A 22,122-nucleotide genomic window follows, 5' to 3' on the forward strand; every position below is an offset into this window, starting at 1 on the left:
CATGCGGGATGAGTTCAACGATCCGCTCTGGCGCCAGGTGCTGTCTGGCGCGCAGATGCTCTTCGTGGCCTTTGGCGCGTTGGTGTTGATGCCGCTGATTACCGGTCTCGACCCCAACGTGGCGCTGTTCACGGCGGGTCTCGGGACTCTGTTGTTCCAGCTCGTGACCGGGCGCCAGGTACCGGTATTCCTGGCCTCCAGCTTTGCCTTCATCACCCCGATCATTCTCGCCAAGGGCCAGTTCGGCCTGGCCGCGACCATGGGCGGCGTGATGGCGGCCGGTTTCGTTTATACCTTCCTGGGCCTGGCGGTGAAGATCAAGGGCACCGGTTTCATCGACCGGCTGCTGCCACCGGTGGTAATCGGCCCGGTGATCATTTCCATCGGCCTGGCCATGGCCCCGATCGCCGCCAACATGGCGATGGGCAAGGCCGGCGACGGCAGCGAACTGATTCATTACCAGACGGCGATGATGATCTCGATGCCGGCGCTGCTCACCACCCTGATTGTCGCAGTGTTCGGCAAAGGCATCTTCCGCCTGGTGCCGATCATCTCCGGGGTGCTGGTGGGCTTTGCCCTGTCCTTTTACTTCGGCGTGGTCGATACCGCGAAGATCGCCGCGGCGCCCTGGCTGGCCCTGCCGCACTTCACCGCGCCAGAGTTCAACTGGCAGGCGATCCTGTTCATCGTCCCCGTGGCCCTGGCCCCCGCCATCGAGCACATCGGTGGGGTGATCGCAGTCGGCAGCGTGACCGGTCGCGACTACCTGAAGAAGCCCGGCCTGCATCGCACCTTGTTCGGTGACGGTATCGCCACCACCGCCGCCGGCCTGTTCGGCGGTCCGCCCAATACCACCTACGCCGAAGTGACTGGCGCGGTAATGCTGACCAAGAACTACAACCCGAAAATCATGACCTGGGCGGCGATCTTCGCCATCAGCCTGGCGTTCATCGGCAAGTTCGGCGCACTGCTGCAAAGCATTCCGGTACCGGTGATGGGCGGGATTCTCTGCCTGTTGTTCGGTTCGATCGCGGCAGTGGGCATGAACACCCTGATCCGTCACAAGATCGACCTGGGCGAAGCCCGCAACCTGGTGATCGTCTCGGTGACCCTGGTGTTCGGGATTGGCGGGGTACTGATCGGTACCGGTACCGGACCGGACGACTTCGGCCTGAAAGGGATCGCCCTGTGCGCCATCGTCGCGATTGCGCTGAACCTGATCCTGCCGGGCAACGATAGCTGGAAGAACAAGAGGGCTGACGAGCCGCTGATCTGAGGATCTCTGTAGCCGCTGCCGCAGGTTCGGGCCACGTTCGGACGATAAGGCTCGAAGAGCCTTCCCGCGATAGCAAGAGCACGGCCGCTGCGCTGCCGATCGCAGCCTTCGGCAGCGGCTACAGGGTTGCGTTACAACGCCAAAGGCGCGCGCTCGCACAAGGCGTTCAATGCCTTGGCCCATTGCGGGTCGTCGTTCAGGCATGGCACCAGCACCAACTCCTCCCCTCCCGCTTCGCGGAACTGCTCGCGACCGCGATCGCCGATCTCTTCCAGGGTCTCGATGCAGTCGGCGACGAACGCCGGGCACATCACCAGGATCTTCTTCACCCCCTGTCGGGCCAATTCATCCAGCCGCGCCTCGGTATAGGGCTCGATCCATTTGGCACGTCCCAGACGGGACTGGAACGACACCGACCACTTGCCGTCCGCCAGCCCCATGCGCTCGGCGAATGCCCGGGCCGTGTTCAGGCACTGGCCGCGGTAACAGGTGGCGGCCACCTCGGGGGTCGCGTCGCGGCAGCAATCGCCGTCCAGGCTGTGGCCGGGATTGAGCTTTTTCAGGTGCCGTTCGGGCAAGCCATGGAAACTCAACAGCAAATGATCGAAGTCCTGTTGCAAGTGCGGCCTGGCACTGGCCACCAGCGCGTCGAGGTACTCCGGCTGATCGTAAAACGGTTGCAGCACCGAAAGCTGCACATCCAGCTTCTTGTCCCGGATCACCCGCCGGGCCTCTTCCACCACCGTGGTCACGGTGCTGTCGGCAAATTGTGGATAGAGCGGCGCCAGGGTGATTTTCTTCTGCCCCTGGGCCACCAGACGCACCAATGCCGACTCGATGGACGGCTCGCCATAACGCATCGCCAGTTCCACCGGGCCGTGCTTCCACTCACTCGTCATGGTTTCCTGCAAACGGCGGCTGAGCACCACCAGCGGCGAACCCTGCTCCCACCAGATCGAGGCGTAGGCATGGGCCGACTGCTCCGGACGCTTGATCAGAATCAGCGACACCAGCAGACGCCGGACCGGCCACGGCAGATCGATCACGTAAGGGTCCATCAGGAATTGATTGAGGTAGCTGCGCACATCCGCCACCGAGGTGGAGGCCGGCGAACCCAGGTTGACCAGGAGCAACGCGTGATCGGTCATGCAACGTCCTATTTCAGAGGCGGCTGGACAGGTCGTCCAGGGCCGCGCGCAAATCAGTGAACTGGAAAGTGAATCCGGCGGCCAACAACCGCGCAGGGACCGCGCGCTGACCACCCAGCAACAACAACGACAATTCCCCCAGGCCGACGCGCAAGACAAAGGCCGGCACCGGCACTACCGCCGGCCGGTGCAAGACGCTGCCCAGGGTCTTGGCGAACTCGCGATTGCGCACCGGCTTCGGCGCGCAGGCATTATAAGGACCGCTGGCATCACTGCGGTGCAGAAGAAAATCAATCAGGGCGATTTGATCCTTGATATGAATCCACGGCATCCACTGCCGACCGTTGCCGATCGGCCCGCCCAGGGCCAGTTTGAAGGGCAGCAGCAAGCGCGACAAAAAGCCGCCCTCGGCCGCCAGCACCAGGCCCGTGCGAATCAGCACCACCCGCACGCCCATGGCCTCGGCACGTTGTGCGGTCTCCTCCCAGGCGATGCACAACTGGCTGGCGAAGTCCTCACTGACCGGGGGCGAGTCCTCGTTCAGCTCGCGCTCCCCGCCATCGCCGTACCAGCCCACCGCCGACCCGGAGATCAACAACCCGGGTTTCTGCCCGCGGCTTTCCAGCCAGGCCAGGAGCTTTTCCGTCAGGGTAATGCGGCTGCTCCAGAGCAGCGCCTTGCGCTTGTGGGTCCAGGGCCGGTCGGCGATCGGCGCTCCCGCCAGGTTGATGATGGCGTCGACCGGCTCCTCCGCGAGTTCGTCCAGGCGGGCAATGCCGCGGACCTGAGTGCCGCACAGTTTGGGCACCGCGGCAGGCCGACGACTCCATACGGTCAACTGATGGCCCTGGGTCAGCCAGTGACGGCAGAGTTGACGTCCTATCAAACCAGTACCGCCGGTCAGCAATATGTGCATGACATCTTCCTCGCGTGGCGTTTTACCCGGATCACTAGTCTATTTTTATAAGCAGGGATCTTTTCAATCGGGCAGGCTCTGTGTTTAACAATAGGACACCCTGTAAAACCGATAACGCCGAAAGTTATACCAAAAAACAAAATTGTACAGATTTTAACGACGGCGTAGTCTGCACAGAAAGGTAAACGAGGCCCCTATGACCGTACCCATCGCAATCATCGGTACCGGCATCGCCGGACTCTCCGCCACCCAGGCGCTGAGAGACGCCGGGCATGTCGTGCAACTCTTCGATAAAAGCCGCGGCAGCGGCGGGCGTATGTCCAGCAAGCGCAGCGACGCCGGCGCGCTGGACATGGGCGCTCAATATTTCACCGCTCGCGACCGGCGCTTCGTCACCGAAGTCCAGCGCTGGCAAGCCAATGGCTGGGCCGCCGAATGGGCGCCGCAGCTGTACAACTTCCATGGCGGCCAACTCACCCCGTCGCCGGACGAACAGACCCGCTGGGTCGGCACCCCGCGCATGAGCGCTATTACCCGTGGCTTGCTGGGCGAAACGGAGGTGCATTTCGCCTGCCGCATCACCGAGGTCTACCGCGGCGAACGGCATTGGCACCTGCAGGATGCCGAAGGTTTCACCCACGGCCCGTTCAGCCACGTGATCATCGCCACGCCGGCCCCCCAGGCCACGGCCCTGCTGGCCGCCGCGCCGAAACTGGCGAGCGCCGCCGCCGGGGTGAAGATGGACCCGACCTGGGCCGTCGCCCTGGCTTTCGAGACCGCGCTGGAAACCCCGGTGGAAGGCTGCTTCGTACAGGACAGCCCGCTGGACTGGCTGGCCCGCAACCGCAGCAAGCCAGGGCGCGACAACAGCCTCGACACCTGGGTCCTGCACGCCAGCAGCACCTGGAGCCGCCAGCACATCGACCTGCCGAAAGAAGCAGTGATCGAACAACTGCACGGCGCATTCGCCGAACTGCTGCACAGCGCCATGCCCGCCCCAAGCTTCAGCCTCGCCCACCGCTGGCTCTACGCCCGCCCAGCGAGCAGCCATGAATGGGGAGCCCTGGCGGATGTCGACCTGGGACTCTATGTGTGCGGCGACTGGTGCCTGTCCGGTCGCGTCGAAGGGGCCTGGCTCAGCGGGCAGGAGGCCGCCCGCCGGTTGCACGAAAACCTGTAAGCGCATCACCCCGCGTAACATTGCTGCTGTCGCCCTGGACAGCAGCCTGTCTCCTCCACTCAAGACTCGAACACACTTCTGCTGATCGGACTGTTCCGAGATGAAGAAAAACACGCGGCAAAATTTCCTGTGTTAGCCATCCAGCAATCGAACGGCTACAGACCAGCGACCGACAGATGAGCAGAACGTAACCCGAAAGGCTGCGCGGCAAAGCTGTACAAAATATTTGACTTGCACACCTTTGATCCTATGATGATGCAAAGTTGTACAAAATCTTATTTCTGTACATGAAAACCCGGAGCCCTGCACATGCCCGACAATCCGACCCAGGCCGACAAACCGAGAATCGCCATCAGCGCCTGCCTGCTGGGTGCGCCGGTGCGCTACAACGGCGGGCACAAGGAATCGCGCCTGTGCAGCCAGGCCCTCGCTGAGTTTTTCGAGTTTGTCCCACTGTGCCCGGAAGTCGCCATCGGCCTGGGCACACCCCGCGAACCGATCCGCCTGGTGGGCGATCCGCGGCAACCGCGGGCCGTCGGCAGCATCAATCCGGCCATGGATGTCACCCAGGCCCTCACGGATTACGGCCAGCACATGGCCGATGAACTGGGCAGCCTCTGTGGCTACATCTTCATGCAGAAATCTCCGTCCTGCGGCCTGGAGCGGGTCAAGGTCTACCAGGACCAGGGCCGCCCCGCCGAACTCAGCGGGCGCGGTATCCATGCCGCAGCTTTCTGCAGCCGCCATCCGGACCTGCCGGTGGAAGAAGACGGCCGACTCAATGATCCGGTGCTGCGGGAAAACTTCCTGACCCGGGTGTTCGCCTACAGCGCCTGGCAGGACGTGCTCAGGCAAGGCCTGACCCATCGCCGCCTGACCGATTTTCACGCGCGCTACAAATACCTGCTGATGGCCCACAACCCGGAGCAATACAAGGCCCTCGGCACCCTGCTGGGCAGCATGGGCCAAAGCGATCCAGCGCAAATCGGCCCACGTTATTTCAGCCAGCTGATGGCGGCCCTGAAAAAGTGTGCCACCCGCCGTACCCACAGCAACGTACTGCAACACATCAGCGGCTATCTCAAGCAAGCCATCAGCCGCGAAGACAAACAGGAAATGCAGCACCTCATCGGCCAGTACCGCCACGGCATCGTGCCTCTGGTCGTGCCGCTGACCCTGCTCAAGCATCACCTGCGCCGGCATCCCGATCCCTACATCGCGCAACAGGTGTACCTGCAGCCCCATCCGGAAACTCTCAGCCTGCGTAATGCGCTCTGAACCATGAACGATTCGACGTTCGACGACCCGGATGCAGCCGCCAGCGAATCCGATCGCGCCCATGGGCAAGGCTGGTTGCCGATTCGCGAAGTAACCCGCCAGACCGGGGTCAACGCCGTCACCCTGCGGGCCTGGGAACGTCGTTACGGGTTGATCGTGCCGCAGCGTACCGCCAAGGGTCACCGGCTGTTTTCGAACGAACATGTGCAACGCATTCTGAAGATCCTGACCTGGCTCAATCGCGGCGTGGCGGTCAGCCAGGTCAAGCACCTGCTGGACGCCGAGCCGGCACTCGGCGAAGCGACCCGCAACGACTGGCACCTGCAACGCCAGAGCCTGATCCAGGCCATCAGCCAACTGGCCGAGTGCCAGGTCGACGACAGCGTCAACCAGGCCATGGCGCTCTACCCGCCGCGGACCTTGTGCGAGCACCTGCTGCTACCGCTGCTGGGCGAACTCGAACAGCGCTGGCAGGGCCGCTTCGGCATGCAGATGGAGCGGTTTTTTTTCCATTCCTGGCTGCGCAGCAAATTCGCAGTGCGGGTCTATCACAACAACCGCCAGTTGCAAGGCGCCCCGCTGCTGCTGATCAATCACTCGGACCTGCCGCTGGAGCCGCACCTGTGGCTCTGCGCCTGGCTGATCAGCAATAGCGACTGCCCGGTGGCAGTCTTCGACTGGCCGCTGCCTCCCGGTGAATTGGCCCTGGCCGTCGAGCGCCTGAAAGCGCGGGGCGTGCTGCTGTACGCGAGCCAGTCGATCAACCTGCGGCAACTGCCACGCCTGCTCGGCGGCCTCGAGCGCCCGGCATTCATCGTCGGCCCCGCGGTGAGCATCCACCCCGCCGAACTGGCGATCCGCACCAACCAGATTGCCAATCTGCACCTCGTCGCAGACCCGCTCTCGGCGCACCAGGCCCTGACCGGGCTAGGACTTCTCTAATGCAGGAACTCCCATGCAACTGATCTGGCTACGCAGCGACCTGCGCCTGCATGACAACACCGCGCTGAGCGCCGCCATCCGGCGCGGGCCGACTGTGGCCGTATACCTGCTGAGCCCGCGGCAATGGCAGGCGCATGACGATGCGCCGTGCAAGGTCGACTTCTGGCTGCGCAACCTGGAGCAACTGAGCAGCGACCTGGTCCGGCTGAACATCCCGCTGCTGATTCGCCAAGCGCCGAGTTGGGAGCAGGCCCCCCAGGTGCTGCTGCAACTGTGCCGGGAACTGGCCATCGAGGCGCTGCACGTCAACGAGGAATACGGCATTCACGAGAGTCGCCGCGATACGGCGGTGGCCAGCCTGCTGAAGAGCCAGGGCGTGAGCTTCCACAGTTACCTCGACCAGTTGCTGTTCCGGCCCGGCAGTGTGCTGACCGGGAGCGGCGGCTACTTCCAGGTCTTCAGCCAGTTTCGCAAGGTCTGCTACAACCGGCTGTACAGCGCCCTGCCGCCACAGCTGGCGGCTCCCAGGGCGCAAGCCGCGCTGAGGACAAAGGCCGATGCGCTGCCCCGACAGGTCGAGGGGTTCCCGACACCCGGCCCGCACCTGCAGGCGCTCTGGCCAGCCGGTGAAACCGCGGCGCAACAGCGCCTGGCGCACTTTGCCGAAACGCAGCTCGATCACTACCAGGCCGAGCGCGACTTGCCGGCCAAGCCCGGCACCAGCCAGCTTTCGCCCTACCTCGCCGCCGGCGTGCTGTCGCCGCGTCAGTGCCTGCACGCGGCCCTGCAAAACAACCGGGGCGAGTTCGCCAGCGGCAGCCCCGGCGCCGTCACCTGGATCAACGAACTGCTCTGGCGCGAGTTCTACAAACACATCCTGGTGGGCTACCCACGGGTGTCCCGGCACCGGGCCTTCCGCCCGGAAACCGAAGCCGTGGCCTGGCGCGATGCCCCCGATGAGCTAGCGGCCTGGCAACAGGCCCGCACCGGCCTGCCGATCATCGACGCGGCCATGCGCCAGTTGCTGGAAACCGGCTGGATGCACAACCGCCTGCGGATGATCGTGGCGATGTTCCTGACCAAGAACCTGCTGATCGACTGGCGCCAGGGCGAGCGTTTTTTCATGCGCCACCTGATCGACGGCGACCTGGCGGCGAACAACGGTGGCTGGCAGTGGAGTTCATCCACCGGCACCGACTCGGCGCCCTACTTCCGGATCTTCAACCCGTTGAGCCAGTCACAGAGGTTCGACAGCCAAGGGACTTTCATCAAGCACTGGCTGCCGGAGCTGGCGGGGCTGAATGAAAAAGATATCCACAACCCGGCCGCCATGGGCGGCCTGTTCGGCGTGGCCGATTACCCGCCGCCGATGGTCGATCTGTCGATGTCCCGCGAGCGCGCCCTGGCGGCCTTCAAGAACCTGCCGTCACGGGGGGTTGCCGAGGGGTATCAGCAATAAGATCGCGGCAGGCGTCCGTCAGTGGTTTCACACAGCCTGCGGCCACTGCCTTACACTGCGCGCCTATGACCACTATTCCCGTCACCCAGATCGCCGAAGCGGCGGTCACCTGCTCGAGCTGCGCGGCCTGCTGCTGCCAACTGGAAGTGATGCTGATCACCGAAACCGGGGTGCCCGAACGTTTTATCGACACCGACGATTGGGGTGGCGAAGTCATGTTGCGGCTGGATGATGGCTGGTGCGCCGCGCTGGATCGCAACAGCATGCTGTGCAGCATCTACGAACAACGGCCGCTGATCTGCCGGGAGTTCGAGATGGGGGAAGTGGACTGCCTCAACGAACGCCGTGGCATCGCCACGGCGTATCGCTGAAAAGAGTCTTACAACGGCATGGTGTAATGCAGCGAGTAGCTCTCTACACCGTCGTTGGGCGTCGCGATGCCGGCGTTGGAATAGTGCGTGGCACGGAGACCGACTTCATGCCCGCCGTTGAACCGCAGGCCGAAACCGAAGCGGTCCTCGAACTGGAACGCCGAACCGAGCTTATTGTCCTCCACCTCGGTGTTGGCGAACACCGCCACGCCGATCCCCGCCTCGATGTAAGGCTTGATGTTCTGCCCGGCAAATTCGTACACCAGCACCGGCGAGAACGACAGGCTGTGGTTGCTGGACTTCTCGTCGCCATCCCAGAAGGTATAGGCGCCGCTCCAGTAGCCGGTCAGGCGACCGACATCGCTTTGCAGCCAGCTTTTGTCCCAATCGAATTGCATGCCCAGGCGATAGGTCTGGGTCGAATCGCCGGTCTGCCCCACCGAAAACTCGACGCCGGCCGCCTGTGCCGAAAAACTTTGTCCCAATAACGCAGCTGCAAGTGCAGCCAAACAAAACATTCGTCTCATCAGGAACATCCTTTTCAAACGATTTGTATGGTGTTGTACAGATTCTGCAGACACGTTAATAGAAATCTGCGCTTGAACAGAAGTTCAGCGCAAATCAGCGCTTCTGCAGTTTTTTATAAAGTGAAGCTTTGCACCGCTCCCGCCTCTTTCCAGAGCAACGGCAGGATATGTCTGAAGTGACACGGATCGCCACTGGTCCAGAACTGAGCCTGGCGCGCAGGCCCCGCAGCCAACAACTCGCGCTCGCCGAGCAGGCGCTCCAGCTGGCGGGCAACCGCGGCCCCGGTATCGATCAGGCTAATGTCCTCGGGGATCATCGACTTGAGCAACGGCTTGAGAAACGGATAGTGGGTGCAGCCGAGGATGATGGTGTCGCAGCCGGCCGCCAGCAGCGGCTCGACATACCCCTGCAGCAGTTGGCGCAATGCGGGGCTGTGCAGGTCACCGGCTTCGATCCGTTCCACCAGGCCCGGGCATGGCCGGGTAATGACCTTGATGTCGGTGGCGAAACGATCGAGCAAGGCGGCGAACTTGGCGCTCTGCAAGGTGCCGGTGGTGGCCAGCACGCCGACCACGCCGCTGCGAGTGGCGGCGGCAGCCGGCTTGACCGCGGGCTCCATGCCGATGATAGGCCAGTCCGGGTAGTCTCGACGCAGGTCGGCGACAGCGGCCACGGTCGCGGTGTTGCAGGCCAGCACCAGCGCCTTGGCCCCCTGCTCGCGGAAAAACCCGGCGACCAGGCTGCAACGCTGACGGATGAATTCAGGGGTTTTCTCGCCGTAGGGAATGTTGCCGCAATCGGCTACATACAGCAGCGACTCATGGGGCAGGCGCTGCTGGATTTCCGCCAGCACCGACAGGCCGCCGACGCCAGAGTCGAAGACACCGATCGGCGCTTCACGCATGCTGGCCTCCACAGACGCTGCAGCCCGGATCACGCTTGACCCGCAGTTCACGAAAGCGCGTGCCCAGGGCATCGATCAACAACAGACGGCCCACCAGCGGCTCACCGAACCCCACCAGCAGCTTCAACGCCTCGAGCGCCTGCAGGCTGCCCACCAGGCCCACCAGCGGCCCGACCACACCGGCTTCGCTGCACGTCAGCTCGGCTTCGCTGCCGTGCCCATATAAACAGTGGTAGCACGGGCTCTCGGGGCGCCGCGGATCGAACACCGACAGCTGCCCTTCCAGGCGAATCGCCGCGCCACTGACCAGCGGCTTGCCGGCGGCGACACAGGCGGCGTTCACCGCCTCGCGGGTCGAGAAGTTGTCGGTGCAATCGAGCACCAGGTCCACCGCCGTGACCGCGGCCGCCAGGGAATCGGCATCCAGCGCGGCACGATGGGGCACCAGCTGGATGTCGGGATTGATCGCGGACAGGCGACGCATCGCCGAATCGACCTTGCTCAGGCCGACGCTGTCGGTGTCATGGATGATCTGGCGTTGCAGGTTGGTCAGGTCGACCGTATCGAAGTCGGCCAGGTGCAGCTCGCCGACACCCGCGGCGGCCAGGTACAAGGCCACCGGAGCACCCAGGCCGCCCAGGCCGACGATCAATACGCGGCTGGCCTTGAGTCGCAACTGGCCGTCGATGTCGACGTGCTGCAACAGAATCTGCCGGCTGTAGCGCAACAACTCCTGATCGTTCAGCACGGCAGGCTTCCTAAGCTGATGCGTTCATGACCGCCCAGGTCGACACGGCTGTGCACCTCGGCGAACCCTTGGCTGAGTAACAGGTCGCGCACCGCCGGCGCCTGGTCGTAGCCATGCTCCAGCATCAGCCAGCCGCCGGCCTCGAGGTGCCCTGGCGCCAGGGCGATGATCAGGCGCAGATCGTCCAGCCCGTCCTTGCCCGCAACCAGCGCGCTTTCCGGCTCGAAACGCACATCGCCGGCCGCCAGGTGCGGGTCGGCTTCGGCAATATAGGGCGGGTTGCTGATGATCAGCTGATAACGCTCGCCTTGCAGGGCGCTGAACCAATGGCTGCTCAGCACCGTGACATTGTCCAGTTGCAGGCGCTCGCGATTGCGTTCGGCCAGGGCCACGGCTTCCAGCACCCGGTCAACCGCGGTGACCCGCCACGCCGGGCGCTCGCTGGCCAGGGCCAGGGCAATGGCGCCGCTGCCGGTGCCCAGGTCGAGCACCTTGGCCGGCGTGGCGGGCAGCAGTTCCAGCGCCGCCTCCACCAGCAACTCGGTGTCGGGACGCGGGATCAGGGTGTGCGGCGCCACTTCCAGGTCCAGTTTCCAGAAGCCCTGCTGGCCAAGGATATAAGCCACCGGCTCGCCGGAGCGGCGCCGCTGCAGATAACTGGCGAAAGTCAGTGCCGCTTCGCTGGGCACGATCCGCTCGGGCCAGGTGTGCAGGAAGCTGCGCGGCTTGCCCAGGGCAGCGGCCAGCAACAACTCGGCATCCAGACGGGCCGTAGGCGAATCGGGCAATTGGGCGGCGCGCAACAGGCTGGCAATGATGGTCATTGTGTTTACTCGCCCAGTGCCGCAAGTTGATCGGCCTGGTATTCGGCCAGAAGCGGCTCGATCACCGCTTCGACGCCACCGGCGAGGATTTCATCGAGGGAGTAGAGAGTCAGGTTGACGCGGTGATCGGTCACCCGGCCCTGGGGAAAGTTGTAGGTACGGATGCGCTCGGAGCGGTCGCCCGAACCCACCAGCAGCTTGCGTTCGCTGGCGATCGCATTGGCCGCGGCGCTGGTCTGCTGGTCGTTGAGCTTGGCCGACAGCCAGGACATGGCCCGCGCCCGGTTCTTGTGCTGGGAACGTTCTTCCTGACACTCGACCACGATTCCCGACGGGATGTGGGTAATGCGGATCGCCGAGTCGGTCTTGTTGACGTGCTGGCCGCCGGCACCGGAGGAGCGGTAGGTGTCGATCCGCAGGTCCGCCGGGTTGATCTCGATGGCTTCCTGTTCGTCCGGCTCGGGCAGCACCGCCACGGTGCAGGCCGAAGTATGGATGCGGCCCTGGGATTCGGTGGCCGGTACCCGCTGTACGCGGTGGGCGCCGGATTCGAATTTCAGCTTGCCGTAGACGTTCTCGCCCTCGACCCGGGCGATGACTTCTTTATAGCCGCCGTGCTCGCCCTCGTTTTCCGAGAGGATCTCCAGCCGCCAGCCACGCCGCTCGGCATAACGCGAATACATGCGGAACAGGTCGCCGGAGAAGATCGCCGCCTCGTCGCCGCCGGTGCCGGCGCGGATTTCCAGGAACACGTTGCGCCCGTCGTTGGGGTCCTTGGGCAGCAGCATGCGTTGCAGGGTGCTTTCCAGCCCGACCAGTTGTTCCTTGGCCTGGCGGACTTCTTCCACCGCCATTTCGCGCATATCCGGGTCGCTGTCCTTGAGCAGCGCCTGGGCGCCCTCGAGGTCGGCCTGGACCTTGAGTACCTGTTTATAGGTCTCGACGATCGGCTCGACTTCGGCGTACTCCTTGGAATAGGCGCGGAACTTGGCCTGATCGGAAATGACTTCGGCGTCGCCAAGCAACGCGGTCAGTTCCTCGAAACGGTCCTGGAGGACATCCAGCTTATTGAGCAGTGACGCTTTCATTGCGGTTTTTTATCCGAAGAGTCCGAAGCGCCCTCACCGAGGGCAAAGAGTTCCTGGGCCATGGCCAGCGCATCCAGGCGGCCTTCAGCGGTCAGTTTTTTCAACTGGACGCTGGGCGCATGCAGCAATTTGTTGGTCAGGCCGCGAGCCAGTTGCATCAGGACGTCTTCGGCGCTGCTGCCGTTGGCCAGCATGCGCTGGGCCTTTTGCAACTCTTCGTCGCGCAGGCGCTCGCTCTGCTGACGATACGCCTTGAGCACATCCACCGCAGCCAGCTCGCGCAGGCGCACCATGAAATCCTCGGCGCCGATGTTCACCAGTTCTTCCGCCGCCTGCGCCGCGCCTTGGCGGCTCTTGAGGTTTTCGGCGACCACTTCGTGGAGATCGTCGACGGTATAGAGGTAAACGTCGTCCAACTCGCCGACTTCCGGCTCGATATCCCGGGGAACGGCGATGTCCACCATGAAGATCGGCTTGTGCTTGCGCAGCTTCAGCGCGCTTTCCACCGCGCCCTTGCCCAGGATCGGCAGCTGGCTGGCGGTGGAACTGATGACGATGTCGCTGTGCACCAACTCCTGAGGGATATCCGACAGCAGCACGGCATGGGCTCCAAACTGTTCGGCCAGGGTACTGGCGCGCTCCAGGGTGCGGTTGGCGACCACGATGCGCTTGACCCCCAGGTCATGCAGGTGGCGGGCGACCAGGGTGATGGTCTCGCCGGCACCGATCAGCAGCGCCTGGCTGCGCTGCAGATCGCTGAAAATCTGTTTCGCCAGGCTCACCGCGGCAAAGGCGACCGAAACCGGGTTTTCGCCGATGGCGGTGTCGGTGCGCACCTGCTTGGCGGCGCTGAAAGTGGCCTGGAACAGCCGCCCCAACAGCGGACCAATGGTTCCGGCCTCACGCGCCACGGCGTAGGCGGATTTCATCTGCCCGAGGATCTGCGGTTCGCCCAGCACCAGCGAATCCAGCCCCGAGGCGACACGCATCATGTGACGAACGGCCGCATCGTCTTCGTGCACATAGGCACTGGCGCGCAGGTCTTCGAGACTCAGATGGTGGTACTCGGCCAGCCAGCGCAGCACGACATCCGCCGAAAGGTGATCCTGTTCTATATAGAGTTCACTGCGATTGCAGGTGGAGAGGATCGCAGCTTCGCGGCTGTCGGTGAGGCGGCAGAGCTGCTGCAAGGCCTCAACCAACTGCTCAGGGGTAAAGGCCACGCGCTCGCGGACGTCTACTGAGGCAGTCTTGTGGTTAATACCGAGTGCGAGGAAGGCCATTCAAGGTCGCTGATGATGTCGAGAAGCCGACAATTGTCCTACTTCGAAAGATTCAGAACAACCACTGCCGACTATTGTCCCAATAGACTGCCTCTGTAAGGCATCCGCTGAGTCTCGGTTATGTTTGGCCGAAGGCTTGTGTCATGATGATCCGACCGCAGGTTAGTCGTCCTCTTCCTATATGAATAGATCTTCCGCGTTGCTCCTCGCTTTTGTCTTCCTCAGCGGCTGCCAGGCCTTGGCCCCCGTTTCACCGGACGGTACACCGCCGGTCGAAGACAGCACACCGGCTCCTGAAAAGCCCAAGGTTTACTCCTCGTTCAGCGAAGACACGATCTTCAGCCTGCTGAGCGCGGAACTGGCTGGCCAACGCAATCGTTTCGACATTGCCCTGGACAACTATGTCACCCAGGCCATCAATACCCAGGACCCGGGCATCTCCGAGCGGGCGTTTCGCATCGCCGAATACCTGGGCGCCGACCAGGCTGCGCTGGACACCGCGCTGATCTGGGCGAAAAACGCCCCGCAAGACCTGGAAGCCCAGCGCGCCGCCGCCATCCAACTGGCCCGCACCGGGCGTTACGACGAATCCATGGTCTATATGGAGAAAGTCCTGCAGGGCAAGGGCGATACCCATTTCGATTTCCTCGCGCTGTCGGCCGCCGACACCGACCAGGACACCCGCAACGGTCTGATGAAGAGTTTCGACCGCCTGCTGCAAAAACACCCGAACAACGGCCAGTTGATCTTCGGCAAGGCGCTGCTGCTGCAACAGGACGGCGACACCCGCGAAGCCCTGAAACTGCTGGAGCAGCACCCGCCGGAAGAAGGCGAAATCGCCCCGATCCTCCTGCGTGCCCGCCTGCTGCAGAGCCTCAGCCGCGCCGACGAAGCCCTGCCGCTGCTGGAAAAAAGCATTCGCAAGTACCCGGACGACAAGCGCCTGCGCCTGACTTACGCGCGCATGCTGGTCGAGCAGGATCGCATGGACGACGCCAAGGCTCAGTTCTCCAGCCTGGTCCAACAGTATCCGGAAGACGACGAGCTGCGTTACTCCCTGGCACTGGTCTGCCTGGAAGCCAAGGACTGGACAGAAGCCAAGGGTTACCTGGAAGACCTGATCGCCCGGGAAAGCCATGTCGATTCGGCGCACCTGAACCTGGGCCGGATCGCCGAAGAACTCAACGATCCGCAAGGCGCGCTGGCGGAATACGGCCAGGTCGGCCCAGGTAACGACTACCTGCCGGCACAATTGCGTCAGGCCGACATCCTGATGAACAACGGCCGTACCGCCGAAGCCGAAAAACGCCTGGCCGCCGCCCGCGACACCCAACCGGACTATGCCATCCAGCTGTACTTGATCGAAGCCGAAACCCTGTCCGCCAACAAGCAGGGGGACAAGGCCTGGAAGATTCTCCAGCAAGCCCTGCAGCAATACCCGGACGACGTGAACCTGCTCTACACCCGGGCGATGCAGGCCGAGAAGCGCAACGACCTGGCGCAGATGGAAAAGGACCTGCGCCTGATCATCAAGCGCGAGCCGGACAACGCCATGGCATTGAACGCCCTCGGCTATACCCTGTCGGATCGTACGACCCGCTACGCCGAAGCCAAGGCCCTGATCGAACAGGCCCACCAGCTGACCCCGGACGATCCGGCGGTACTCGACAGCCTGGGCTGGGTGAACTATCGCCTGGGCAACCTCGTGGAAGCCGAGCGCCTGCTGCGCCAGGCGCTGGAACGCTTCCCCGACCAGGAAGTCGCCGCGCACCTGGGCGAAGTGCTCTGGGCCAACGGCAAGCAACGCGAAGCCAAGCAGATCTGGAGCAAGTTCCTCAAGGATCAGCCCGACAGCCCTATCCTGCGCAGCACCATCAAGCGCCTGACCGGATCAGAGACTCTTTAAGACTATGTTTTTGCGCCACTTTATCGTTTTCAGCTTTATCGCTCTGCTCGCCGGCTGCTCGGGTTTCGGTACCCGCGAATCCGTCGAGGGTCATGGCAGCCCCGCGCTATGGCGCGAACACAAACAGCAGCTGACTGGTCTCGACGGTTGGCAGATCAACGGCAAGATTGGCATTCGTGCCCCCAAGGATTCGGGCAGCGGCACCCTGTTCTGGCTGCAACGCCAGGATTACTACGATATCCGCCTGTCCGGGCCGCTGGGTCGTGGCGCCGCCCGCCTGACCGGCCGTCCCGGCCAGGTCGCGCTGGAAGTCGCCAACCAGGGACGTTATGAAGCGCCAACCCCGGAAGCCCTGCTCGAAGAACAGCTGGGCTGGAACCTGCCGGTCTCGCATCTGGCCTGGTGGGTTCGCGGACTGCCCGCCCCCGACAGCAAGAGCCGCCTGACCCTGGATGGCGACAGCCGCCTGTCCAATCTCGAACAGGACAATTGGCAGGTCGAGTACCTGAGTTATGCACAACAGAGCGGTTACTGGCTGCCCGAGCGGATCAAGCTGCATGGCCGCGACCTTGACGTCACGCTGGTGATCAAGGAATGGCAACCACGCAAGCTGGGGCAGTAAGCATGAACGCGCCACGACTGACCCTGCCCTCCCCGGCAAAACTCAATCTGATGCTGCACATCCTCGGTCGCCGTGAAGACGGTTATCACGAACTGCAGACAATCTTTCAGTTTCTCGATTACGGCGATGAAATCACCTTTGCCGTGCGCGATGACGGCGTCATTCGCCTGCATACGGAGTTCGCTGGCGTCCCCCACGACAGCAATCTGATCGTGCGAGCAGCCAAGCAGCTTCAGGAACAGTCCGCGTGCCCACTGGGTATCGACATCTGGATCGAGAAAGTCCTGCCCATGGGCGGCGGCATCGGTGGCGGCAGCTCCAATGCGGCGACCACTCTGCTGGGCCTGAATCACCTCTGGCAACTGGGCTGGGACGACGATCGCCTGGCCGCGCTGGGCCTTTCCCTGGGCGCCGATGTGCCGGTTTTCGTGCGCGGGCATGCGGCTTTCGCCGAGGGCGTGGGAGAAAAACTCACCCCGGTGGACCCCGAGGAGCCCTGGTATCTCGTACTGGTGCCGCAAGTCTCTGTAAGTACAGCAGAAATTTTTTCAGATCCGCTGTTGACACGTGACACTCCGCCCATTAAAGTGCGCCCCGTTCCCAAGGGAAACAGCAGAAATGACTGCTTGCCGGTGGTTGCAAGGCGTTATCCAGATGTACGCAACGCATTGAATTTGCTAGGTAAATTTACCGAAGCAAAACTGACCGGGACTGGAAGTTGTGTGTTTGGGGGCTTCCCAAGCAAAGCTGAAGCTGATAAAGTCTCGGCCCTTCTTACAGAGACCCTTACAGGGTTTGTAGCAAAAGGAAGCAACGTTTCGATGTTGCATCGCAAGCTGCAAAGTCTGCTCTAAAAGGAACCAAGTGCCAGGCACTTGATGCACAGATACAGGGGCGTCGCCAAGCGGTAAGGCAGCAGGTTTTGATCCTGCCATGCGTTGGTTCGAATCCAGCCGCCCCTGCCATTTTCCTTATACTCATCCAGGTATACCCTCAGCCTTCAGGTACTGCGCGTGTCCAAGATGATGGTCTTTACGGGGAACGCTAACCCCGATCTGGCTCGGCGTGTCGTACGTCAGCTGCATATCCCTCTCGGTGACATCTCTGTTGGAAAATTTTCCGACGGCGAAATTACCGCTGAGATCAATGAAAATGTCCGCGGTAAAGACGTCTTCATTATTCAGCCGACCTGCGCTCCGACCAACGATAACCTGATGGAACTCGTCGTGATGGCTGATGCCTTCCGCCGCTCCTCAGCGACTCGAATCACTGCTGTAATTCCTTACTTTGGTTATGCCCGTCAGGATCGCCGTCCGCGTTCCGCACGTGTGGCTATCAGCGCGAAAGTCGTGGCTGACATGCTTACCGTAGTCGGCATCGACCGTGTTCTCACGGTTGATCTGCATGCTGACCAGATTCAGGGCTTCTTCGATATTCCGGTAGATAACATCTACGGCTCCCCGGTTTTGGTGGATGACATCGAAGACCAACGTTTCGAAAACCTGATGATCGTCTCCCCGGACATTGGTGGCGTCGTGCGTGCACGTGCCGTTGCCAAATCCCTGGGCGTGGATCTCGGGATCATCGACAAGCGCCGTGAGAAAGCCAATCACTCTGAAGTGATGCATATCATCGGTGACGTTGAAGGCCGTACCTGCATCCTGGTTGACGACATGGTCGATACCGCCGGCACCCTGTGCCACGCGGCCAAGGCCCTGAAAGAGCATGGCGCTGCCAAGGTCTTTGCCTACTGCACACACCCTGTGCTGTCGGGTCGAGCAATCGAGAACATTGAAAATTCCGTGCTGGACGAGCTGGTGGTGACCAACACCATCCCGCTGTCCGCTGCTGCACAAGCCTGTGCGCGTATCCGTCAACTGGACATCGCACCGGTTGTTGCCGAAGCGGTTCGCCGTATCAGCAACGAAGAATCGATCAGCGCGATGTTCCGCTAGGGCCCTGCCCTAGCCTGACATCTCGATGACGAAAAGCGCCCCGCCCCAGCATTCCTGTTGGGGCGGGGCTTTTTTGCCCATATCGCCTTTAGCGCTGGTCGCAAACGCTGGGGCGAGTGTGGTTATTTTGGAGATACAACATGAACGAATTTACTCTGAATGCTGAACTGCGTTCCGACCTGGGGAAAGGTGCGAGCCGCCGCCTGCGTCGTCTCGCAAGCCTGGTTCCAGCTGTAGTTTACGGTGGCGACAAAGCCCCTGAATCCATCAGCATGCTGGCCAAAGAAGTTGCCAAACTGCTCGAAAACGAAGCTGCTTTCAGCCACGTTATCGAACTGAACGTTGGCGGCACCAAGCAAAACGTCGTGATCAAGGCGCTGCAACGTCACCCGGCCAAAGGCCACGTGATGCACGCTGACTTCGTACGCGTTGTTGCTGGTCAGAAACTGACCGCTATCGTTCCAGTGCACTTCATCAACGAAGCTGCTCCGGTCAAGAAAGGCGGCGAGATTTCGCACGTTATCGCTGAAATCGAAGTGTCCTGCCTGCCGAAAGACCTGCCTGAGTTCATCGAAGTCGACCTGGGCGACGCTGAAATCGGCACCATCGTTCACCTGTCGAACATCAAGGCCCCTAAAGGCGTTGAGTTCGTTGCTCTGGCTCACGGTAACGACCTGGCTGTTGCCAACGTCCACGCTCCACGTGTTGCTCCAGAAGCTACAGAAGGCGCTGCAGAGTAATTCACTCTGCTTGCCGGAGTTACCGGAAACATCGCGGACTGGAACGTAGCGAGAAAGCGGGCGGGAACGCGGAGTTTACATAATGGTAAATGAGCACTTGTCGTCCACTTTCGCCGCACACTCCAGTCGCGGCGATGTTATCCACAACTCCAAGGAAGGGCCCCTATCGTGACTGCCATCAAACTGATCGTTGGCCTGGGTAATCCAGGCGCCGAATACGAACAGACCCGGCATAACGCAGGGGCCCTTTTTGTTGAGCGCATCGCCGAGAAACGAGGTGTCAACCTTGTGGCCGATCGCAAATATTTCGGCCTGACCGGGCGTTTTTCGCACCAGGGTCAGGACATTCGCCTGCTGATACCCACCACCTACATGAACCGCAGCGGCCAGGCCGTGGCGGCATTGGCCGGTTTCTTCCGCATCAAGCCCGAAGAAATCCTGGTGGCGCATGACGAACTCGACCTGCCACCCGGCGTCGCCAAGCTCAAACAGGGCGGCGGGCATGGCGGGCACAACGGGTTGCGCGACATCATCGCGCAACTGGGCAACCAGAATACCTTTCACCGCTTGCGGCTTGGCATCGGCCACCCAGGCGTCGCCAGCATGGTCTCGAACTTTGTCCTGGGTCGCGCGCCACGTGCCGAACAGGAAAAGCTCGATGCCAGCATCGATTTTGCCCTCGGCGTGCTGCCGGATATCTTCGCCGGTGAATGGAACCGTGCGATGAAAAACCTGCACAGCCAGAAGGCCTGACTCTTATCCGAGGGGAAACACCATGGGATTCAACTGCGGCATCGTCGGCCTGCCTAACGTCGGCAAGTCCACCCTGTTCAACGCCCTGACCAAATCCGGTATCGCGGCCGAGAACTTCCCCTTCTGCACCATCGAGCCGAACAGCGGTATCGTGCCGATGCCGGATCCGCGTCTGGACGCCCTGGCCGCCATCGTGGTGCCCGAGCGCGTGCTGCCGACCACCATGGAGTTCGTCGACATCGCCGGCCTGGTGGCGGGCGCCTCGAAAGGTGAAGGCCTGGGTAACAAGTTCCTGGCCAACATCCGCGAAACCGATGCCATCGCCCACGTGGTCCGCTGCTTCGAAGACGACAACGTGATCCACGTTTCCAACAGCGTCGACCCGAAACGCGACATCGAGATCATCGACCTGGAACTGATCTTCGCCGACCTCGACAGCTGCGAAAAGCAGCTGCAGAAAGTCGCGCGCAACGCCAAGGGCGGCGACAAGGACGCCGTGGCGCAGAAAGCCCTGCTCGAGCAACTGATCGCGCACTTCACCGAAGGCAAGCCAGCGCGCAGCCTGATGAAGAACATGAGCGCCGAGGAAAAATCGGTGATCAAGGGCTTCCACCTGCTGACCACCAAGCCGGTCATGTACATCGCCAACGTTGCTGAAGACGGTTTCGAAAACAACCCGCACCTTGACGTGGTCAAGGCCATCGCCGAAGAAGAAGGCGCCGTGGTTGTGCCGGTCTGCAACAAGATCGAAGCGGAAATCGCCGAACTTGAAGACGGCGAAGAGAAAGACATGTTCCTCGAAGCCCTGGGGCTCGAAGAACCTGGCCTGAACCGCGTGATCCGCGCCGGCTACGAAATGCTGCACCTGCAGACCTACTTCACCGCCGGCGTCAAGGAAGTTCGCGCCTGGACCGTTCGCGTCGGCGCCACCGCCCCACAGGCCGCCGCCGTGATCCACACCGACTTCGAGAAAGGCTTCATCCGCGCCGAAGTGATCGCCTACGACGACTTCATCCAGTTCAAGGGTGAAGCCGGTGCCAAGGAAGCCGGCAAATGGCGCCTGGAAGGCAAGGACTACATCGTCAAGGACGGCGACGTGATGCACTTCCGCTTCAACGTGTGAGGCGCTTTAGCCGAAGCTCAGTGGCGTTCAGCAGGACGCCACTGATAATAGAGCTCTTCAAGCAAAAGATTGTTGAAAACAGTAGGGCCCCATACGGGGCCCTACTGTTTTCAGCCAAAAAAACGGAGTATTTCGATTCAAGATCAAGCCAGTAAAACGGTCGCGGTAGGAATGGCAGTTACCTGCCACCCACACAGATCCGTACGGGCGGAACTACCGCATATGACTCCCGCCTTGGGTACGTGACGCGAAGCGATCTTCAGGGGACGGGGGTGCATTCTTTAGGTTCGGTATGTAGTGATCTGTGAGCAGCCTAAAGGCCGCGTGGCTAGAGAGCCTGATGCCAATGTCGGCATAAAGCCTTCAAAACCACTCAGTAGTTTCAAGTTTCCTGGCGCCAACTGGATAAAAGTCCTGATGCAGGATGTCGTAAGCATCTGGCTTGCAGCGCGACAAATTCAGGGCGTAAAAAACGTCCTTGATGAAGACGTCTTTTCATTACAGATCTTGGTAAGGACAAGGCCTGCACATCCTCACTGGATGCACTCCGCCTTCGCACAACCGGCCAGCACAGACAAAGTTACGAAGAAAAGTCCACAGATTAGCCTTTTCATTCACTTCTCCACGACCAACGTGCCAACATACTTTCCTTTTCCTTCTTTCATGCGCTTATCAATCAGGTAGTCGTAAATATCATTCCACTTCAGTAGTTCGTAAAAGGTAACGCAGCCCTCTGATAAATGACCGATGTGGACGTATCGACCGCTGTTCCCGATCATGATCCGATGAGTGCAGGTCACCACCTCGTTTGCACTGCCAGGCGATACGTTTGGCGTAATCTGCACACAACGCGCACTGAGTGGAATCTGCAACGCCAACATACCTTGCCCGATTGTTCCCGCCTTCGTGTTTTCCGTAAGAAAATCCAGACTTCTCAATAAGGCGACTCCTATCCCCTAATTTCATCAAGGAAAACTCCTAAAGTGACTTCACATAGCCGAGGACGATCTCTATGTGGATAGGGGTTGGTTGCCGTCATCATGCAGCGACAACTCCGGATCGCTCGATAACGCTCTTG

At 61.6% G+C, this 22,122-nt stretch carries 22 protein-coding genes and 1 tRNA gene; 14 read left to right on the forward strand and 9 right to left on the reverse strand.

The features are described 5' to 3' along the window. Position 1: 1 nt before the first annotated feature. The gene (locus H0I86_RS26000; protein WP_023967369.1) at positions 2–1,276 is read left to right on the forward strand and encodes a uracil-xanthine permease family protein; all 1,275 of its coding nucleotides are present in this window, start codon (positions 2–4) and stop codon (positions 1,274–1,276) included. Positions 1,277–1,407: 131 nt separating this feature from the next. On the opposite strand, the gene hemH is transcribed toward H0I86_RS26000, so the two are convergent. Then, positions 1,408–2,424, reverse strand: a complete 1,017-nt coding sequence (hemH, locus tag H0I86_RS26005; RefSeq protein WP_180922683.1) for a ferrochelatase — start codon at positions 2,422–2,424, stop codon at positions 1,408–1,410. A gap of 13 nt (positions 2,425–2,437) precedes the next feature. Then, complete coding sequence (locus H0I86_RS26010) at positions 2,438–3,340, reverse strand: TIGR01777 family oxidoreductase (protein WP_180922684.1); 903 nt, start codon at positions 3,338–3,340, stop codon at positions 2,438–2,440. Between the two features lie 196 nt (positions 3,341–3,536). On the opposite strand from H0I86_RS26010, the gene H0I86_RS26015 reads away from it, so the two are divergent. From H0I86_RS26015 to H0I86_RS26035, 5 genes are all read left to right on the forward strand, one after another. Further along, positions 3,537–4,520, forward strand: coding sequence for an NAD(P)/FAD-dependent oxidoreductase (locus H0I86_RS26015; protein ID WP_180922685.1), 984 nt, complete (start codon positions 3,537–3,539; stop codon positions 4,518–4,520). A gap of 309 nt (positions 4,521–4,829) precedes the next feature. Then, complete coding sequence (locus tag H0I86_RS26020; protein WP_180922686.1) at positions 4,830–5,798, forward strand: YbgA family protein; 969 nt, start codon at positions 4,830–4,832, stop codon at positions 5,796–5,798. Between the two features lie 3 nt (positions 5,799–5,801). Continuing rightward, positions 5,802–6,740: a MerR family transcriptional regulator gene (locus H0I86_RS26025; protein WP_180922687.1), complete on the forward strand. Its 939-nt coding sequence runs from the start codon at positions 5,802–5,804 to the stop codon at positions 6,738–6,740. Between the two features lie 13 nt (positions 6,741–6,753). After that, positions 6,754–8,199 (forward strand): deoxyribodipyrimidine photo-lyase, encoded by a 1,446-nt coding sequence (phrB, locus tag H0I86_RS26030; protein WP_180922688.1) that lies wholly within the window; start codon positions 6,754–6,756, stop codon positions 8,197–8,199. Positions 8,200–8,264: 65 nt separating this feature from the next. Continuing rightward, positions 8,265–8,570 (forward strand): YkgJ family cysteine cluster protein, encoded by a 306-nt coding sequence (locus H0I86_RS26035; RefSeq protein WP_009050783.1) that lies wholly within the window; start codon positions 8,265–8,267, stop codon positions 8,568–8,570. Between the two features lie 8 nt (positions 8,571–8,578). Here the strand turns inward: H0I86_RS26035 and H0I86_RS26040 are convergent, their stop codons facing one another. From H0I86_RS26040 to hemA, 6 genes are all read right to left on the reverse strand, one after another. Continuing rightward, positions 8,579–9,097: an acyloxyacyl hydrolase gene (locus H0I86_RS26040; RefSeq protein WP_007928361.1), complete on the reverse strand. Its 519-nt coding sequence runs from the start codon at positions 9,095–9,097 to the stop codon at positions 8,579–8,581. Between the two features lie 113 nt (positions 9,098–9,210). Continuing rightward, entirely contained in the window at positions 9,211–10,002 is a 792-nt protein-coding gene (murI, locus tag H0I86_RS26045) for a glutamate racemase (protein ID WP_180922689.1), read from the reverse strand. After that, the gene (locus tag H0I86_RS26050) at positions 9,995–10,750 is read right to left on the reverse strand and encodes a molybdopterin-synthase adenylyltransferase MoeB (protein WP_180922690.1); all 756 of its coding nucleotides are present in this window, start codon (positions 10,748–10,750) and stop codon (positions 9,995–9,997) included. The genes murI and H0I86_RS26050 overlap by 8 nt, the downstream gene beginning before the upstream one ends. Continuing rightward, on the reverse strand, positions 10,744–11,574 hold the full coding sequence (prmC, locus tag H0I86_RS26055; protein WP_180922691.1) for a peptide chain release factor N(5)-glutamine methyltransferase: 831 nt from the start codon (positions 11,572–11,574) through the stop codon (positions 10,744–10,746). Before prmC ends, H0I86_RS26050 begins: the two co-directional genes overlap by 7 nt. A gap of 5 nt (positions 11,575–11,579) precedes the next feature. After that, entirely contained in the window at positions 11,580–12,662 is a 1,083-nt protein-coding gene (gene prfA / locus H0I86_RS26060) for a peptide chain release factor 1 (RefSeq protein ID WP_180922692.1), read from the reverse strand. Continuing rightward, on the reverse strand, positions 12,659–13,945 hold the full coding sequence (gene hemA / locus H0I86_RS26065) for a glutamyl-tRNA reductase (RefSeq protein WP_009050788.1): 1,287 nt from the start codon (positions 13,943–13,945) through the stop codon (positions 12,659–12,661). Before hemA ends, prfA begins: the two co-directional genes overlap by 4 nt. Positions 13,946–14,126: 181 nt before the next feature. Between hemA and H0I86_RS26070 the strand changes: the two genes are divergently transcribed. From H0I86_RS26070 to ychF, 8 genes are all read left to right on the forward strand, one after another. Further along, complete coding sequence (locus H0I86_RS26070; RefSeq protein WP_180922693.1) at positions 14,127–15,851, forward strand: tetratricopeptide repeat protein; 1,725 nt, start codon at positions 14,127–14,129, stop codon at positions 15,849–15,851. Between the two features lie 4 nt (positions 15,852–15,855). Then, on the forward strand, positions 15,856–16,473 hold the full coding sequence (lolB, locus tag H0I86_RS26075; protein WP_180922694.1) for a lipoprotein insertase outer membrane protein LolB: 618 nt from the start codon (positions 15,856–15,858) through the stop codon (positions 16,471–16,473). 2 nt (positions 16,474–16,475) lie between these two features. Beyond that, positions 16,476–17,327 carry a 4-(cytidine 5'-diphospho)-2-C-methyl-D-erythritol kinase gene (gene ispE, locus H0I86_RS26080; RefSeq protein ID WP_180925914.1) on the forward strand — a complete coding sequence of 284 codons (852 nt, stop codon included), beginning with the start codon at positions 16,476–16,478 and terminating at the stop codon, positions 17,325–17,327. Between the two features lie 36 nt (positions 17,328–17,363). Beyond that, positions 17,364–17,438 (forward strand) — tRNA-Gln (locus tag H0I86_RS26085). A gap of 48 nt (positions 17,439–17,486) precedes the next feature. Beyond that, positions 17,487–18,428: a ribose-phosphate pyrophosphokinase gene (locus H0I86_RS26090; RefSeq protein ID WP_003171603.1), complete on the forward strand. Its 942-nt coding sequence runs from the start codon at positions 17,487–17,489 to the stop codon at positions 18,426–18,428. Positions 18,429–18,568: 140 nt separating this feature from the next. After that, positions 18,569–19,168, forward strand: a complete 600-nt coding sequence (locus H0I86_RS26095; protein ID WP_180922695.1) for a 50S ribosomal protein L25/general stress protein Ctc — start codon at positions 18,569–18,571, stop codon at positions 19,166–19,168. A gap of 168 nt (positions 19,169–19,336) precedes the next feature. After that, positions 19,337–19,921, forward strand: coding sequence for an aminoacyl-tRNA hydrolase (gene pth / locus H0I86_RS26100; RefSeq protein ID WP_180922696.1), 585 nt, complete (start codon positions 19,337–19,339; stop codon positions 19,919–19,921). Between the two features lie 22 nt (positions 19,922–19,943). Further along, positions 19,944–21,044 (forward strand): redox-regulated ATPase YchF, encoded by a 1,101-nt coding sequence (ychF, locus tag H0I86_RS26105; protein ID WP_180922697.1) that lies wholly within the window; start codon positions 19,944–19,946, stop codon positions 21,042–21,044. A 614-nt stretch (positions 21,045–21,658) separates the two neighbouring features. On the opposite strand, the gene H0I86_RS26110 is transcribed toward ychF, so the two are convergent. After that, positions 21,659–21,982 (reverse strand): hypothetical protein, encoded by a 324-nt coding sequence (locus H0I86_RS26110; protein WP_180925952.1) that lies wholly within the window; start codon positions 21,980–21,982, stop codon positions 21,659–21,661. Between the last annotated feature and the right edge of the window lie 140 nt (positions 21,983–22,122).

Source organism: Pseudomonas chlororaphis subsp. aurantiaca (genome assembly GCF_013466605.1).
Lineage (GTDB): Bacteria > Pseudomonadota > Gammaproteobacteria > Pseudomonadales > Pseudomonadaceae > Aquipseudomonas > Aquipseudomonas chlororaphis_I.

Bases quoted from the DNA above. Each gene is read 5' to 3' on its own strand.
- H0I86_RS26000 (WP_023967369.1), top strand. From the start codon at position 2: ATGCGGGATGAGTTCAACGATCCGCTCTGGCGCCAGGTGCTGTCTGGC.
- hemH (WP_180922683.1), bottom strand. From the start codon at position 2,424: ATGACCGATCACGCGTTGCTCCTGGTCAACCTGGGTTCGCCGGCCTCC.
- H0I86_RS26010 (WP_180922684.1), bottom strand. From the start codon at position 3,340: ATGCACATATTGCTGACCGGCGGTACTGGTTTGATAGGACGTCAACTC.
- H0I86_RS26015 (WP_180922685.1), top strand. From the start codon at position 3,537: ATGACCGTACCCATCGCAATCATCGGTACCGGCATCGCCGGACTCTCC.
- H0I86_RS26020 (WP_180922686.1), top strand. From the start codon at position 4,830: ATGCCCGACAATCCGACCCAGGCCGACAAACCGAGAATCGCCATCAGC.
- H0I86_RS26025 (WP_180922687.1), top strand. From the start codon at position 5,802: ATGAACGATTCGACGTTCGACGACCCGGATGCAGCCGCCAGCGAATCC.
- phrB (WP_180922688.1), top strand. From the start codon at position 6,754: ATGCAACTGATCTGGCTACGCAGCGACCTGCGCCTGCATGACAACACC.
- H0I86_RS26035 (WP_009050783.1), top strand. From the start codon at position 8,265: ATGACCACTATTCCCGTCACCCAGATCGCCGAAGCGGCGGTCACCTGC.
- H0I86_RS26040 (WP_007928361.1), bottom strand. From the start codon at position 9,097: ATGAGACGAATGTTTTGTTTGGCTGCACTTGCAGCTGCGTTATTGGGA.
- murI (WP_180922689.1), bottom strand. From the start codon at position 10,002: ATGCGTGAAGCGCCGATCGGTGTCTTCGACTCTGGCGTCGGCGGCCTG.
- prmC (WP_180922691.1), bottom strand. From the start codon at position 11,574: ATGACCATCATTGCCAGCCTGTTGCGCGCCGCCCAATTGCCCGATTCG.
- prfA (WP_180922692.1), bottom strand. From the start codon at position 12,662: ATGAAAGCGTCACTGCTCAATAAGCTGGATGTCCTCCAGGACCGTTTC.
- hemA (WP_009050788.1), bottom strand. From the start codon at position 13,945: ATGGCCTTCCTCGCACTCGGTATTAACCACAAGACTGCCTCAGTAGAC.
- H0I86_RS26070 (WP_180922693.1), top strand. From the start codon at position 14,127: ATGAATAGATCTTCCGCGTTGCTCCTCGCTTTTGTCTTCCTCAGCGGC.
- lolB (WP_180922694.1), top strand. From the start codon at position 15,856: ATGTTTTTGCGCCACTTTATCGTTTTCAGCTTTATCGCTCTGCTCGCC.
- ispE (WP_180925914.1), top strand. From the start codon at position 16,476: ATGAACGCGCCACGACTGACCCTGCCCTCCCCGGCAAAACTCAATCTG.
- H0I86_RS26095 (WP_180922695.1), top strand. From the start codon at position 18,569: ATGAACGAATTTACTCTGAATGCTGAACTGCGTTCCGACCTGGGGAAA.
- ychF (WP_180922697.1), top strand. From the start codon at position 19,944: ATGGGATTCAACTGCGGCATCGTCGGCCTGCCTAACGTCGGCAAGTCC.